We start from the raw sequence: 15,224 nt of genomic DNA, 5'->3' as shown, positions 1-15,224 counted from the left end.
ACGTCCCGTGCGGTGGGTGCGTTCTGCGCGTCGGTGAACGGTCGCTGTGCCACGATGCCCGGCATGGGACCTGACTGGCGCGTCGTGCTGCCGTGGGTGGGACTTGCGGCCATGGTCGCCGTGCTGCCGTTCTACATCGCCTCCGGCCTGGTCGCGCCGGGTTGGGCCGTGGTCGCGCTCCTGCTCTGCTGGGTGCTCTTCGTCTGGGTGGGTTGGCGCTGGCGCAAGACCCGGCCCTACTGGGTGCTGGCCCTGCCGGTGGTCGCCTTCGCCTGGTGGTGGGCCGCCCTGACCGCCGGCGAGGCGTGGCTGGGCTGGACCGCCTGAGCCCGTCCGCCCAGCGGCGTTTCTTGACCAAACCCTGAACCAAAAGGGCATTGTCCCCTGACCCAACGCGTGTCTAAGTTGCAGGCGGGCTGATCAGTCCGTGAATTGTTCACAGCATTGTGGAGGTTCCATGTCCCGGTTCTCACCGACCCGTCGCGCGTTCGTCGCCGGTGTGGCAGCAGCAGGGGCGCTCGCGTGCGCCGTGCCGGCAGCCTCGGCCCAGTCCGGCGATCCCGTCGTGCCGCCGCCCGCCGACAACGGCTGGGTCACCTCCACGATGGCGCGCATGACGCTGCAGGAGAAGGTCGGCCAGCTGTTCGTGCAGCAGGTCTACGGCTCCGACGCGACCACCCCGGACCCGCGCAACGTCCCGCTCTACGGCGTCGCCTCGCCCGCGGAGGTCGTGCAGAAGTACCACCTCGGCGGCGTCATCTACTTCGCCTGGACCGACAGCGTGAAGAACCCCGACCAGATCACCGCCCTCTCCAACGGCCTCCAGAAGGCCGCCCTGTCGCGCGACTCCAAGGTCGACGTGCCGCTGCAGATCGCCATCGACCAGGAGCAGGGCGTGGTGACCCGCATCGGCCCGCCGGCGACGCAGTTCCCGGGCTCGATGGCGCTCGGCGCGGGTCGCAGCACCGACGACGCCCGCACGGCCGCCGCCATCACGGGCGAGGAGCTGCGGGCCATGGGCGTCAACACCAACTTCGCGCCGGTCGCCGACACCAACGTCAACGCGCTCAACCCGGTGATCGGCACCCGGTCGTTCTCCTCCGACCCGGCGCTCGCCGCCTCGATGGTCGGCGCCCAGGTCAAGGGCTACCAGCAGGACGGTGGTGTCTCCGCGTCGGCCAAGCACTTCCCCGGCCACGGCGACACCGCCACCGACAGCCACGTGGCCTTCCCGGTCATCACGCACACCCGTGAGCAGTGGGAGCAGATGGACGCCCCGCCGTTCAAGGCGGCCATCGCCGAGGGCATCGACATGATCATGACCGCCCACCTGGCCTTCCCGGCGCTCGACAACTCCGGTGACCCGGCCACCCTGAGCAAGCCGATCCTCACCGGCCTGCTTCGTGAGGAGCTCGGCTTCGACGGCGTCATCGTCACGGATGCGCTGGAGATGAAAGGCGTTCGCGAGAAGTACGGCGACGCCGAGGTGGCCGTGCGGGCCCTCGAGGCGGGCGCCGACCAGCTCCTCATGACGCCCGCGATGGACGAGGCGTATGCCGCCGTGCTGGCGGCCGTGGAGTCCGGCCGGATCTCCGCTGCTGACCTCGACGCCAAGGTGCGTCGGGTCCTGGAGCTGAAGTACGAGCGGGGCGTCGTCGCCGACCCGTACGCCGACCCGTCTGCCGTGTCCTCCGTCGTCGGCACCCCCGCGCACCTGGCGGTCGCCGACGAGGTGACCGACCGCACCACCACCATGGTCAAGAACGACGACGCGACGCTGCCGCTGGCCGTCGGCGGCAAGAAGGTGCTCGTGGCCGGCTACGGCGTCACCGTGACCTCCACGCTCGCCAAGGCCTTCACGGCGAAGGGGGCCACGACCACGGTGAAGGAGTCCGGCACCGCACCGAGCGACGCGAAGATCGCCGACGCCGTGGCCGCAGCCCAGGACAGCGATGCGGTGGTCGTCACGACGATGAAGGCGTGGACCTCGCCGGCCCAGCAGAAGCTGGTGAAGTCCCTCCTGGCCACGGGCAAGCCGGTCGTCGTGGTCGCCACCCGCGACCCCTACGACATCGCCTACTTCACCGACGCGCCGACCTACCTGGCGACCTACTCGTACAGCCCGGTCGCCATCGACGCCGTCGCTCGCGTGATCACGGGACAGGTCAGCCCCACCGGGAAGCTGCCCGTCAGCATCCCGGTGGCCGGCGACCCGACCACGACGCTCTACCCCTTCGGCCACGGCCTGGGCTACTGACGCCACCTCACCCGTCGCGGTTCGGGGTATTGCCGCGGGCTACTGCGCTCGCCAATACCCCGAACCACGCAGAGACAGACTCGGAGAGCACTGACATGACCAGCCTCAACCGCCGACAGCTGCTGACCGCAGGCGCCCTCGGCGCCGCCGCTGTGCCCCTCGCCGCCACGGCGGCCCAGGCCGGTCCGCGCGCCGCTGCGCCGCCGCCCGCCAACGTCACCTACCCCTCCCGCCCGGTGACTCCGGGCGCCGACCGGGCCGCCGCGGACGGGTGGGCGGCCCTGTCCGGCCGCAAGGTCGGCATCATCACGAACCCGACCGGCATCCTCACGAACCTGCGCACCATCGTCGACGAGATGCACGAGGCCGGATCCGTCGACATCAGAGGCGTGTTCGGTCCCGAGCACGGCTTCCGCGGCACGGCACAGGCCGGTGGCTCGGAGGGCACCTTCACCGACGCCCGCACCGGACTGACCGTCTACGACTCCTACGGCGCGGGCACGGACAAGATGGCCTCGATGTTCCGGGCGGCCGGCGTCGACACCGTCGTCTTCGACATCCAGGACGCCGGGGCCCGCTTCTACACCTACATCTGGACGATGTACACGGCGATGAAGGCGGCCGTGCAGACCGGCGCCCGCTTCGTCGTGCTCGACCGGCCCAACCCCATCGGCGGCACGGCCCACGGGCCGATGATGACCACCGCCTACACCTCGGGCGTCGGCGCCAAGGAGATCGTCCAGGCCCACGGCATGACGGTCGGCGAGCTGGCCCGGTTCTTCGACGGCGAGTTCCTCGAGGCGGAGGTCGGCGCCCGGCTCACCGAGCTGCAGGTCGTCGAGATGAGCGGCTGGCGCCGCGACATGCCGTATGCCGCGACCGGGCTCCCGTGGGTCATGCCGAGCCCCAACATGCCCACGCCCGACACCGCGCTGGTCTACCCCGGCACCGGGATGTTCGAGGGCACCAGCCTCTCGGAGGGTCGCGGCACCACGCGACCGTTCGAGCTGGTCGGCGCGCCGTTCGTCGACTACCGCTGGGCCGAGCGACTCGCGGCCCTCGACCTGCCCGGCGCGGGCTTCCGTGAGGCGTACTTCAACCCGACGTTCAGCAAGCACCAGGGCAAGGTCTGCGGCGGCGTGCAGGTGCACATCACCGACCCGCGCACCTTCGACCCGATGCGCGTCGGCGTGGAGATGCTGGTCGCGGCCCGGGCGCTCTACACCGACTTCGCCTGGCGCAAGGACACGTGGGACGCTGCCCGGCCGTACTGGATCGACAAGCTCACCGGCTCCACCAGGCTGCGCGACCAGATCACGGCCGGCGCCTCGGCCGACGAGGTCGTGGGCGCGTGGCGCGAGGAGCTAGCCGAGTTCGACCGGCGCCGCCAGCAGTACCTCATCTACAGCGGCCCGGCCGCCTGACCGGGAAGAGCAGGGGAGAGCAGATGCGGGTGCGAGCCCTGGCTGCCGCCGTCGCGGTCGGTAGCGTCCTCACCACCATGACGACAGCCACCGGGGCGACGGCAGACGACTTCAGCATGCCGTTCCAGGGCTTCGCCCCCGCCAACACCGTGCTGCGCGACGCCACCCCGGAGGCGGTGGGCCTCGACCCCGCCCCCGTCAGGGACGCGGTCGCGCAGATACGCGGGCACGAGCAGGCGCCCGCGGGTGGGCGCCCCATGTATGCCGGCGCCGTGGCGCTCATGGGTCACGAGGGTGCCGTCGTGGCCCGCGACGCCAGCGGCTTCGCGCTCCGCTACGAGAACGCGACGACCGAGCTGCCCCGCGACCAGTGGGTGCCCATGCGCGACGACACGGTCTTCGACCTCGCCTCGGTCTCCAAGCTGTTCACCTCGATCGCCGCCGTGCAGCTCATCGAGGACGGGACCGTCGAGCTCGAGGCGCCGGTCGCGGCATACCTGCCCGAGTTCGCGGCGAACGGCAAGGAGTCGGTGACCGTCCGGCACCTCCTGACGCACACCTCCGGCTTCACTTCGTGGCTGCCGCTCTACAGCCGCTACCCCGACAGGACGTCGCGCATCCAGGCCGTCATGGACGCGCCGCTGAGGAACCCGGTCGGGTCGACCTACCTCTACAGCGACCTCAACCTCATCACCCTCGGCGTGCTCGTCGAGCGGCTGACCGGCGAGGGGCTCGACGAGGTGGTGCGCGAGCGGGTCACCGCCCCGCTCGGCATGGACGACACCGGCTACAACCCGGCCGACCGTTCCCGCACCGCGGCCACGGAGTACCAGTCGACACCGGCCCGGGGCATGGTCTGGGGCGAGGTGCACGACGAGAACGCCTGGTCGCTCGGCGGGGTCGCCGGGCACGCCGGGGTGTTCTCGACCGCCGACGACCTCGCGGTGCTGTGCCAGGCGCTGCTCAACGGCGGCACCTACGACGGTGCCCGGATCCTCAGCCGCAAGAGCGTCGCCCTGCTCATCACCAACTTCACCGAGGACTTCCCGGGCGACAGCCACGGGCTCGGCTTCGAGCTCGACCAGCGCTGGTACATGGACGCCCTGTCGGGTCCGCGGACCGCGGGGCACACCGGCTACACCGGCACCTCGATGGTCATCGACTTCGCCTCCCGCTCGTTCGCGATCCTGTTGACCAACCGGGTGCACCCCTCGCGCTCGTGGGGGAGCAACAACGTCGCCCGCCGCGAGTGGGCCCGCGGTCTCGCCCTGGCCATGGGCGTGCGCCCGACCCAGGGTGAGACCGCCTGGTGGTCGGGCGCTGCCGATGCCACCACCTCGACCCTGACGGTGCCGGTTGCGGTGCCGCGCAGCGGTGGCCGCCTCTCCTTCGACCTCTTCCTCGACACCGAGGAGACCGACCGGCTCGCCCTCGAGACGTCGACGGACGGCGGGATCACCTGGCAGGCGCTGCCGTTCGAGGTCCGCGACCGCGGCGAGCTGATGGAGAGCGACGGCACCGTCGCGGGCAGCGGAACCCGGCGCTGGATGCAGGCGCGGGCCGGCCTCGCCGCCGGCGAGCAGCTGGTCCGGTGGCGCTACACCACCGACGGTGCCTACCTCGGCCGCGGGGTCCTGGTCGATGACGTCTTCGCGCAGGGCGCCGGTGGGGTGCTGCTCGACGGGGAGCGGTCTTCCGAGCTGTTCTCGGCGGAAGGCTGGGCGGCGGTCAACCGGCAGGCCGTAGCGTAGGACCATGCCCCGAGCCGACAGTGCTGCTGCCGCGGTGACCGCCGCCCCCGCCCCGCTCCTCGTCCGCCTCAGGGGCCTGCGTCCGTCGCTCTCCCCGGCCGAGGACCGGGTCGCCGAGCAGGTGCTCGCGGATGCCCGCGCCGCCGCTGCCCTGACCATCAGCGAGCTGGCCGTCGCGGCGAAGACCTCCGAGACGACGGTGCTGCGGTTCTGCAAGCGCCTCGGGTTGCCCGGCTACCCGCAGCTGCGGTTGGCCCTGGCGGAGGAGTCCGCGCAGCCTCGGGTGAGCGCCGCCAAGACCTCGGACATCAGCGCCAAGGACAGCATCGACGACATCATCGCCAAGGTGTCCTTCGCCGACGCGAGCGCCGTCGAGGAGACCGCGCAGCAGCTCGACCGGCAGGCCCTCGCCGCTGCGGCGGCCGCGATCGCCGCCGCCAAGCGGGTGGACATCTACGGCATCGGCGCCAGCGCCATCGTCGGCATCGACCTGCAGCAGAAGCTCCACCGCATCGGCGCCATGGCCTTCGCGTGGAACGACCCGCACATCGCACTCACCAGCGCCACCCTGCTGGCCCGCAAGGACGTCGCGATCGGCATCTCGCACTCCGGCACGACCAAGGAGACCATCGAGTCGCTGGAGGCGGCAGGCAAGCGCGGCGCCACCACCATCGCGATCACCAACTTCCCCCTCTCCCGACTCGCCTCGACCGCCGACCTAGTCCTCACCACCGCAGCGCGGGAGACGAGTCTGCGCTCGGGGGCGACCGCCAGCCGGATCGCGGCACTCACGGTCGTCGACTGCCTCTACATCGCCGTCGCCCAGCGCCACCTCAAGCGCGCCCGCAAGGCCGTGGAGGAGACCCGTGACGCGGTCTCCGGGCACCGGCTCCTCTGACCTCCTTCGGTCACGCGTCCCTCAGTCACGGTCTCCGTGGCCGGAATGTTACTGGTTCACATCATTGACGTAGGGCCCGTAGGAAACTAACCTCGGCCGCGTGACAAGCGACGTCAGGGTGAGTGCGCCCACCGAGGACCGGCACCCCGGCACGACCGGCATCGACACCCTGTCGACGCTCGAGGTGCTGCAGGTCCTCAACAGCGAGGACGCCAAGGTGGCCCCGGCAGTGGCCGAGATCCTCCCGGCGCTCGCGGTCCTCGTCGACGTCACCGTCGACTCGCTGCGCGCCGGCGGGGCGGTCCACTACTTCGGCGCCGGCACCTCGGGCCGCCTCGCCGTGCTCGACGCCGCCGAGCTGCTGCCGACCTTCAACGCCCCTCCCGGCCTGTTCACCGCCCACCACGCCGGCGGTCCAGAGGCGCTGCTGCGCGCGGTGGAGAACGTCGAGGACGACGTCGACCTCGGCCGGGCGGAGGCGGGGGGCCTGCGGCCCGGTGACATCGCCATCGGCCTGACCGCCTCGGGGCGCACGCCCTTCGTCGGTGGCGCCCTGGAGGCGGCCCGCGAGCGTGGCGCGGTCACCGTCCTGGTGACGGCGAACCCCCACGCCGAGCTGGCCCCCCGCGCGGACCACCTGCTGGCCGTCAACACCGGGCCCGAGGCGGTCACCGGCTCCACCCGGCTCAAGGCGGGCACGGCCCAGAAGCTCGTCCTCAACACCTTCTCGACCGCCGTGATGATCCGGCTCGGCCGCACCTGGTCCAACCTGATGGTCGACGTCGTCGCGACCAACGCCAAGCTGCGCGGCCGGGTGCTGCGCATCCTGCAGGAGGCCAGCGGCGCGGGCGAGGAGGAGTCGCGCACCGCTCTCGAGCAGGCAGGCGGCGAGCTCAAGCCCGCGCTGCTCTCGATGCTCGCCGGCGTGGGCGCCGCGGAGGCGCGGGTCGCGATCGAGCGCCACGGCGGGTCGGTCGCCACTGCACTCAAAGCCCTCCAGGACCAGTCCGGCCCCTCGGCCGCGACCCCCGTCAGCACCACCTACGCAACCCCGACTGCCGTCCCGGCACACGTCTCGACAGGAGAACCCGCATGACCCGCCGATCCCCGTGGAAGTTCGTTGCGCTGGTAGCCCTCAGCAGCGGCGTCGCCCTCACCGCCTGTGCGCCGTCCAGCGGCGGGGACTCCGGTGGCGGCGACGGCGGCGCCACCACGCTGACGGTGTGGTCGTGGCGGGTCGAGGACGAGGCCGCCTACAACAAGATCTTCGACGTCTACGAGAAGTCCCACGAGGGCGTCACCATCAACTTCAAGCCGTTCAAGGCCACGGAGTACAACAAGATCCTGGCCACCGGCCTCGCCGGCTCAGACGGCCCCGACGTGCCGCAGGTCCGCTCCTACGGCCAGGTGCAGGCGACCATCGCCTCGAGTTCGCTGGTGCCGCTCGACGGCAAGGTCGACCTGTCCGGCTGGGACGAGAACGTGCTGGCCAGCGCCAAGGGCAAGGAGGACGGGAAGCTCTACTCCGTGCCGCTGGCCCGCCAGGCGACCGTGATGTTCTACAACAAGGGCCTGTTCGAGAAGAACGGCCTGAAGGCTCCCACCACGTGGGACGAGTTCATGGCCGCCAACGCCAAGCTCAAGGGCGCGGGCATCACGCCCATCGCCGTCGGCGCCAAGGACGACTGGACCCTGCCGATCGTGCACGAGGTGGTCGGCGGTGCGACGTTCGGCGGCGCCGAGTTCCAGAAGGCGGTGCAGTCCGGTGCCAGGGACTTCACCGACCCGCACTGGGTCGCCTCGGTCAAGCTGCTGAAGGACCTCGAGCCGTTCATGCCCAAGAGCGTCGCCGGTGTCGCCGTCACCGACGCCCAGACGCTGTTCACCGCGGAGAAGGCCGCCATGTTCCCCGGTGGCTCCTTCGACCTGGCGGTGCTGCAGAAGGCCAACCCGCAGATGCAGATCGGCGTCTTCGAGGTGCCGCCGGCCCCGGGTGCCGCCAGCGGCGCCCAGCCGACCACGGCCGGCTGGGCCGACGGCAACTTCGCGGTCTCCAAGAAGTCCAAGCACCAGGAGGAGGCCCTCGAGCTGGTCAAGTGGATGTCGACCAAGGAGTTCGGCCAGCTGGTGGCCGACGAGGTCAAGCAGATCTCGGCGGTCCCCGGTGTGCAGAACAAGGACGAGGTCCTCCAGCAGATCGGCGCCAACTACGACAAGAACGGCTCCCCGTACGTTCTGCTGACCGACTTCCGCTACGGCACTCCGTCCGGCACCGACCTGCTCGGCAAGGGCATCCAGGAGATGCTGCTCGGCAAGAAGGACGCCGCGACGGTGAGCAAGGACCTCGACACCGGCGTCAAGACCTGGTTCAAGCCCGGCGCCTGAGCCGGGGCCAGCCGCTCAGGACCAGTTAGCCTCTCCGACCATGCGTCGCCGCTCCGGCCTGCTCTTCGTCGCCCCCGCGCTCCTCCTCTTCGGGGTGTTCGTGCTCTACCCGATGGTGACGGCGTTCTCCTACGCCTTCTTCCACTGGCAGGGCACGACGCGCGGGGGCTTCGCGGGCCTCGAGCACTTCACCACCCTGTTCACCCGGGCGCCGTTCAAGACCGACATGCCCCAGGCACTGCTGCACAACGTGCTGTTCTTCCTGGGCACGATGGCCTTCCAGAACACGATCGGGCTCGCGGTGGCGCTGATGCTGCACCGCCGTCCGCGGACCCGCCGCACGCTCCAGACGCTGTACGCCATGCCGTACCTCGTCAGCCCGATCGTCATCGGCTACCTGTGGACGCTGCTGCTGTCGCCGACCTTCGGCCCGGTGAACCAGCTGCTGACCGCGGTGGGGCTCGAGGAATGGGCCCTGCCGTGGCTCGGCGACCCGGACACCGCCCTGTGGGTCGTCATCCTCGTCAGCGTGTGGCAGTGGATCGGCTTCCCCGTGCTGCTCTACGGCGCGGCGCTCGGCGGCGTCCCGGAGGAGCTGAACGAGGCGGCCCGCGTGGACGGGGCGTCGCACCGGCAGGCCTTCTTCAAGATCACCCTGCCCCTGCTCGTCCCGGCCATCGGCACGGTCAGCGTGCTGACCTTCATCTTCGCGATGGAGGCGTTCGCGCTGCCCTACGCCTTCGGCGGCTCCACCGGCAACCCCGCCGGAGCGACGGACTTCATCTCCCTGCTGTTCTACCGGACCGCGTTCGACTCCGGCGCCGCCAACGCCATCGGCACCTCCTCGGCGCTGGCCACGCTGCTCTTCGTGATCATCTTCGGCGGCGCGATCGCGGCGACGGCGGTGCTGCGGCGCCACGAGCGGAGGATCACCGGATGAGCGTCCTTCCCGGCCTGCGCACCCGCTGGGCGACCGCGGGCGAGCGCACGCGCCCCCGCACGGCGCAGCGTCCCGTCGGCGGCGTCACCGCGAGCCTGCTGCTCTGGGGCTACGCGGCCGTCGCCCTCGTGCCGCTCCTGGTGATGGTCAGCAGCTCGTTCCGGACCAACGCCGACCTCATCACCGACCCGCTCGGTGCCCCGTGGCCGCTGTCGGTGGCCAGCTACCGCGAGGCGTGGACGGTCGGCAGCTTCGCCACCTACTTCGCCAACTCCCTCATGGTGACCTGTGGCGCGGTGGCGCTGTCGACGGTGGTGGCGACCATGGCGGCATACGCCCTGGCCCGCTCCCGCTCGCGGATCTTCCGGGGGCTGGAGGCGCTCTTCCTCTCCGGCCTGATGCTGCCGATCCACCTGGCGATCCTGCCGATCTTCTACCTCTTCGACGGCGCAGGGCTGATCGACTCCCGGCTCGGCCTGGTGCTCATGTACGGCGCCTCCGGCGTGCCGTTCTCGATCTTCGTCCTCACGACGTTCTTCCGGCAGCTGCCGGTGGAGCTCGAGGAGGCCGCCCAGCTCGACGGAGCCAGCACGTGGCAGACCTTCGTGCGCATCATGGTGCCGCTCGTGCGCCCCGCCGTGGCCACGGTCGCGGTCTTCCGCTTCGTACCCATCTGGAACGACTTCCTCTTCCCGCTGGTCCTGCTGCGCAACGAGGCGAAGTACACCCTCCCCGTCGGCCTGACGACCTTCTTCGGCGAGAACGCCACCAACTACTCGGCCGTGTTCGCCGGACTGGTCATCACGACGGTGCCGCTGATCCTGCTCTTCCTCCTCGCCACCAAGCAGATCGTGGCCGGCCTGACGGCCGGGATGACGAAGTAGCCCGGTTGTCAGCGACTCCGGCGGCTGTCGGGTTGCCGAGGAGGGCTCAGCCATGATCGGCTCACCGCCGTGAGGGTGGTCGTGGGTGTCGACGTGGGCGGCTCCGGACTGCGGGTGCAGTGCCGGTATGCCGACGGGGTGGGTCCGGTGCTCGCCGGCACCGGCGCGCGGGTGGGCACCGCCGGGATCGACGTCGCCGCCCTCGCGGCCGACGCCCGAGCCCTGCTCGACGGCGCCGGTGCGACCGAGCCGGACGTGGTCGTCTGGGGCATGCGGGGCCTGCTCTTCCTCGCCGACCGCAGCGAGGTGCTGGCCCAGGTGCACGCGGTGCTCGGCGCCCGCCGGACGGTGGTGACGAGCGACGCCGTCACGAGCCTGGCCGGGGCCATCGGCGGCCTGCGCCCGGGGGCAGTGGTCGCGGCCGGCACCGGCGCCGTCGCCTTCGGCAGCGACTTCGGCGACCACTGGAACCGGGTCGACGGCTGGGGCCACGTGCTGGGGGACCGCGGTTCGGCGGCCTGGCTCGGGCTCGAGGGCCTCAGCGCCGCCCTGCGGGCGAGAGACGGTGTGCCGGGCGGCTCGGCCGCCCTGCTGGCGGCGGGGGAGGAGCTCTTCGGGCCGGTCGACGGGTGGCCGAGGCGGGTCATGACCACCGCCGACGCGCCCCACGCGCTGGCGTCCTTCGCGCCGGGCGTCACCGCGGCCGCGGCCACCGACCCGGTGGCCGCCGACCTGTGCGCCCGGGCCGGCAGGGCGTTGGCCGACTCGCTGCTCGCCGCCGCCGCGGGCCTCACGGCCCCGGTGCTGACGGGCACGGGTGGCCTGCTCGGTGCCGAGCCGGTCGCTGCGGCACTGGGGGAGCGGCTGGCCGAGGCGGGGCAGGTGCTCCAGCCGGGGCTCGGCGGCGCGCTCGACGGGGCGCTGACCATCGCCGAGCACGTGGCGACGACGGGCACGGCGCCGGAGCACCCGGCATACCTGCTGTCGTCGTAGGGCCCGCTCGCTGCCGCTTGTGCGGTGGCCGGATGCGCTGGCGCGCCATGTCGCTGCGCGACGGCGGAGGACGGGGGAACCTTCGCTCCTTCGTCGCTCCTCCCACATCCCGCATGCCCAAAAGGCGAAGAGACGGACCCCGGAAAAGCATGGGGTCCGTCTCTTCGTCTGGCGGAGGATGGGGGATTTGAACCCCCGAGGGTTTTATCCCAACACGATTTCCAATCGTGCGCACTAGGCCACTATGCGAATCCTCCGCCGAGGAGAGTACCGGAGGGTGGTGCGATCGACCCAATCCGGGCGGAGGGCCCTGACGGGCCTGCTTTGGCGATCGCGAACCGTGGCCCTAGACTCGGCGACGGCACCCCGCGTGGTGGTACCTCACCGAACTCCCCCAGGGCAGGAATGCAGCAAGGGTAGGCGAGCTCTTCCAGGTACGCGGGGTGTCCCTTTGCGTCTGGGGTGCGGTGCCTGGGGGCGCTCCGCGGTGTGGATTCGCCCGCGGGTTCTGGCGTCTCCGGGGACGTGGTTCTGCCACCATGCGGGGATGACGATCGTGGGGGTCGAGGGCGGCACGGGGGTGCAGTCCCCCACCCGGAGGCGGGTCGAGCGGGCGCGGCCGGTCCTGGGGTACTCGTCATCACGCTCTGGGTGGTGTGGGCGCTGCTGGCCTGGCGGGTCGAGCCGCGGTCGGTGGGTGTGGAACAGCTCCGGGACGACATCGCGTCCGGCCGGATCCTGCTCTACCGCGTCACGGGCACCGAGCGCTCCGAAGCGCCCTGGCCGCCGTCGGGAACGGCCGACGGTTGGGACACCCTCGCCCTGGACGAGACCACGGGACTGCCGAGCCGGGGGGTGAACCGGGTGCCCGCCACGGGGATCATCTACTGGGTCGACGCGCCGTTCGCTCAGACCCGCCACGTGGATGCGGTCCAGGCCTCTGTTCCCTGGGAGAACCTCGTGGGGGAGCTGCGGGCGGGCGGGGTGCCCCTCGAGGCACCTGGCATCGACGACCCGCAGCTGTATGACGACGTCGCGTTCTGGCCGGGATGGGCGGCCATCGTGCTCGGCCTGGGCAGCGTCCTGACGGTCTACCGCCCGACACGCGTGACGAGGTGGGGCTGGCTGTGGTTCACCGCGGTGGTGCCCTTGGGGCTCGGGTTGGTCGCGCTCGCCGTCGGTGAGCTGGTCCGGCCCGCGGGAGCGCCTGGGGAGGAGCACGAGCACCGGCTGCGCGGCGGGAGGGCGTTCCTGTTGGCCTGGGCCCTGAACGTCCTCGTCGTCGTCGCAGCGGGTCAGCTCTCGCGGTCGCTCGACGCGCTCTGGATGCCCTGAACCGGCTCGCTTCCTCCAGCCCACGGCATACCGCGGTGTCCCCGGCGGCGGTTAGGGTTCCCCACGTGAGCACCGCCCTGTACCGCCGCTACCGCCCCGAGACCTTCGCCGACGTCATCGGGCAGGAGCACGTGACGGAGCCGCTCATGCAGGCGCTGCGCACGGGCCGGGTCAACCACGCCTATCTCTTCTCCGGCCCGCGCGGCTGCGGCAAGACGACCAGCGCGCGCATCCTGGCCCGCTGCCTCAACTGCGAGCAGGGGCCCACCCCGGAGCCCTGCGGCACCTGCGACTCGTGCGTGGCGCTGGCCCGCGGTGGCTCGGGCACGGTCGACGTCATCGAGATCGACGCGGCCAGCCACGGTGGTGTCGACGACGCCCGCGACCTGCGCGAGCGCGCGTCCTACGGGCCGGCCCAGAGCCGCTACAAGATCTACATCATCGACGAGGCGCACATGGTGACGCCGCAGGGCTTCAACGCCCTGCTCAAGATCGTCGAGGAGCCGCCGGAGCACGTGAAGTTCGTCTTCGCGACGACCGAGCCCGAGAAGGTCATCGGCACCATCCGCTCCCGCACCCACCACTACCCGTTCCGCCTGGTGCCGCCGCAGCGGCTGCAGGACTACATGGAGCAGTTGTGCGCGTCCGAGGGCGTGAAGGTCGCGCCGGGCGTGCTGTCGTTCGTCGTCCGCGCCGGCGGCGGCTCCGTGCGGGACTCGCTGTCCGTGCTCGACCAGCTCATCGCCGGGTCGGGCGACGACGGGCTCACCTACGAGAGTGCGGCGGCCCTGCTCGGCTTCACCGACGGCGAGCTGCTCGACGCGATCATCGACGCCTTCGCCGCCGGTGACGGGGCCGGGGTGTTCACCCAGATCGACCGCGTCATCGAGACCGGGCTCGACCCGCGCCGCTTCGTCGAGGACCTGCTCGAGCGGCTGCGCGACCTCATCGTCGTCGCGGCCGTCCCCGACGGCGCCTCCTCGGTGCTGCGCGGCCTGCCCGAGGACCAGGTCGAGCGGATGCGCCAGCAGGCCGCCGCGTTCGGCCAGGGCACGCTGTCCCGAGCCGCCGACATCGTCAACGCCGGCCTCACCGAGATGACCGGAGCCACCGCGCCCCGGCTGCAGCTCGAGCTGATCTGTGCCCGCGTGCTGCTGCCCGCAGCCTCCGGCGAGAGCGGGTATGCCGCGCGGCTCGACCGCATCGAGCGTCGCCTCGAGGTCGGTGGCGTTCCGACGGCAGCTGCCCCGTCCGGCGCGGCCTCGCGCTCGCACGCCGCGCCGGCGCAGGCACCCGCGGCCACCGACCGTCCGCAGGCTCCCGCAGCGGCTGGCCGTCCGCAGGCACCCGCAGCGGCTGACCGCCCGCAGGCACCCGCAGCTGACGCGCCTCAGCCGCCGCCCGCAGAGCAGCCGGTGGCGCCCGCCGCCCCCGGCGGTGCTCGCGGCGGCGCCGCATCCGGTGCGGCGGCCGCCCGGGCCGCCGTTGCCGCGGCACGGGCCGGTGCGCAGTCCCCGGACCAGCCGTCCCCGTCGGAGGGGCCAGCCGCGCCCGCGCCCGTCGTTGCTGACGAGTCCCGCACGCCCGCTGCACCGGCAGCCGGCCCACCTGCCGCGGTGACTCCCGCGCCTGCCGCGGAGCCCACGGGTGCGACCGGGGGCATCGACACCGCGGCGATCCGCCGCGCGTGGCCGGATGTGCTCACCTGGCTGTCCCGCAACAAGCGCGTCACCTGGACCCTGGTCTCCGACCACGCCCACGTCCAGAGCTACGACGGCAAGCGGCTCGAGCTCGGCATCGCGCCGACCGCCCTGCTCGTGCGCTTCCGCCAGGGCCCGCACACCGAGCTGATCCGGCAGGCGCTCATCGACGTCCTGGGCGTCGACGCACGGGTGGAGTGCGTGCCCGTCCCGGAGGGGCAGACGCCCGCAGGTGGCGGGGCGACCGCGGCGCCGCCAGCCCAGCACGAGTCGGCCACCCCGTCGCCGGTGCCCGCCGCCGGTGCCGGTGCGTCGGCGGCAGGTGATCCGGGGCTGGCCGCCGCCGCCCGGCACATTCCGGAGTCGAGCGACGGCTGGGCGAGCGCGGCCTCCGCGCCGGGCAGCGCCCCCTCCTGGGCCAGTGAGCCGGTCAGTGCCGCGCCCGCCTTCTCCGACGCCGAACCCGCGCAGCAGATCTCGCACCTCAAGCGGGCCATGGCCGCCGTCGAGGCCGAGGGCCCAGCAGCCACCCCCGAGGCCCGGGTCGCCGACGACAGTGCGGCCAGTGACGACGACGAGGACATCGAGGGGCTGGGCGAGGTCGGTCCGCCGGTCATCGAGCGGATCCTCGGCGGCCGCGTCATCGAGGAGGGCTGA

The 15,224-nt window shown here is 72.1% G+C and carries 12 protein-coding genes, 1 tRNA gene and 1 other RNA gene; 13 read left to right on the top strand and 1 reads right to left on the bottom strand.

Translation table 11 applies throughout. From position 1 onward, the window contains the following. The first annotated feature begins 63 nt into the window (after positions 1 to 63). From P0Y31_RS01325 to P0Y31_RS01280, 10 genes are all read left to right on the top strand, one after another. A complete protein-coding gene (locus tag P0Y31_RS01325; protein ID WP_275866278.1) occupies positions 64 to 327 on the top strand; it encodes a hypothetical protein in 264 nt (87 codons plus the stop codon). Positions 328 to 457: 130 nt separating this feature from the next. Beyond that, entirely contained in the window at positions 458 to 2,257 is a 1,800-nt protein-coding gene (locus P0Y31_RS01320) for a glycoside hydrolase family 3 protein (RefSeq protein ID WP_275866277.1), read from the top strand. 95 nt (positions 2,258 to 2,352) lie between these two features. After that, a complete protein-coding gene (locus P0Y31_RS01315) occupies positions 2,353 to 3,681 on the top strand; it encodes a DUF1343 domain-containing protein (protein ID WP_275866276.1) in 1,329 nt (442 codons plus the stop codon). Positions 3,682 to 3,758: 77 nt separating this feature from the next. Next, entirely contained in the window at positions 3,759 to 5,432 is a 1,674-nt protein-coding gene (locus P0Y31_RS01310; RefSeq protein ID WP_275866275.1) for a serine hydrolase, read from the top strand. 4 nt (positions 5,433 to 5,436) lie between these two features. Then, the gene (locus tag P0Y31_RS01305; protein ID WP_275866274.1) at positions 5,437 to 6,330 is read left to right on the top strand and encodes a MurR/RpiR family transcriptional regulator; all 894 of its coding nucleotides are present in this window, start codon (positions 5,437 to 5,439) and stop codon (positions 6,328 to 6,330) included. 100 nt (positions 6,331 to 6,430) lie between these two features. Next, positions 6,431 to 7,426: an N-acetylmuramic acid 6-phosphate etherase gene (locus P0Y31_RS01300; protein ID WP_275866273.1), complete on the top strand. Its 996-nt coding sequence runs from the start codon at positions 6,431 to 6,433 to the stop codon at positions 7,424 to 7,426. Further along, positions 7,423 to 8,715 carry an extracellular solute-binding protein gene (locus P0Y31_RS01295; protein WP_275866272.1) on the top strand — a complete coding sequence of 431 codons (1,293 nt, stop codon included), beginning with the start codon at positions 7,423 to 7,425 and terminating at the stop codon, positions 8,713 to 8,715. Before P0Y31_RS01300 ends, P0Y31_RS01295 begins: the two co-directional genes overlap by 4 nt. A 40-nt stretch (positions 8,716 to 8,755) precedes the next feature. Beyond that, positions 8,756 to 9,655 carry a sugar ABC transporter permease gene (locus P0Y31_RS01290; RefSeq protein WP_275866271.1) on the top strand — a complete coding sequence of 300 codons (900 nt, stop codon included), beginning with the start codon at positions 8,756 to 8,758 and terminating at the stop codon, positions 9,653 to 9,655. Next, complete coding sequence (locus P0Y31_RS01285) at positions 9,652 to 10,539, top strand: carbohydrate ABC transporter permease (protein ID WP_275866270.1); 888 nt, start codon at positions 9,652 to 9,654, stop codon at positions 10,537 to 10,539. Before P0Y31_RS01290 ends, P0Y31_RS01285 begins: the two co-directional genes overlap by 4 nt. 69 nt (positions 10,540 to 10,608) lie before the next feature. Further along, positions 10,609 to 11,532, top strand: a complete 924-nt coding sequence (locus P0Y31_RS01280; RefSeq protein ID WP_275866269.1) for a BadF/BadG/BcrA/BcrD ATPase family protein — start codon at positions 10,609 to 10,611, stop codon at positions 11,530 to 11,532. 169 nt (positions 11,533 to 11,701) lie between these two features. Here P0Y31_RS01280 and P0Y31_RS01275 read toward each other — a convergent pair. Further along, a tRNA-Ser gene (locus P0Y31_RS01275) sits at positions 11,702 to 11,789 on the bottom strand. A 100-nt stretch (positions 11,790 to 11,889) separates the two neighbouring features. On the opposite strand from P0Y31_RS01275, the gene ffs reads away from it, so the two are divergent. The 3 genes from ffs (at position 11,890) to P0Y31_RS01260 (ending at position 15,224) form a co-directional block, all read left to right on the top strand. Next, positions 11,890 to 11,988, top strand: an RNA gene (gene ffs / locus P0Y31_RS01270) — signal recognition particle sRNA small type. A gap of 198 nt (positions 11,989 to 12,186) precedes the next feature. After that, the gene (locus tag P0Y31_RS01265; RefSeq protein ID WP_275866268.1) at positions 12,187 to 12,867 is read left to right on the top strand and encodes a hypothetical protein; all 681 of its coding nucleotides are present in this window, start codon (positions 12,187 to 12,189) and stop codon (positions 12,865 to 12,867) included. 65 nt (positions 12,868 to 12,932) lie between these two features. Next, on the top strand, positions 12,933 to 15,224 hold the full coding sequence (locus tag P0Y31_RS01260) for a DNA polymerase III subunit gamma and tau (RefSeq protein ID WP_275866267.1): 2,292 nt from the start codon (positions 12,933 to 12,935) through the stop codon (positions 15,222 to 15,224).

Origin of the sequence: Knoellia sp. 3-2P3 (assembly GCF_029223115.1) — a bacterium.
In the GTDB taxonomy this organism is placed as follows: Bacteria; Actinomycetota; Actinomycetes; order Actinomycetales; family Dermatophilaceae; genus Pedococcus_A.
This window is presented reverse-complemented; position numbering and strand designations above follow the sequence as displayed.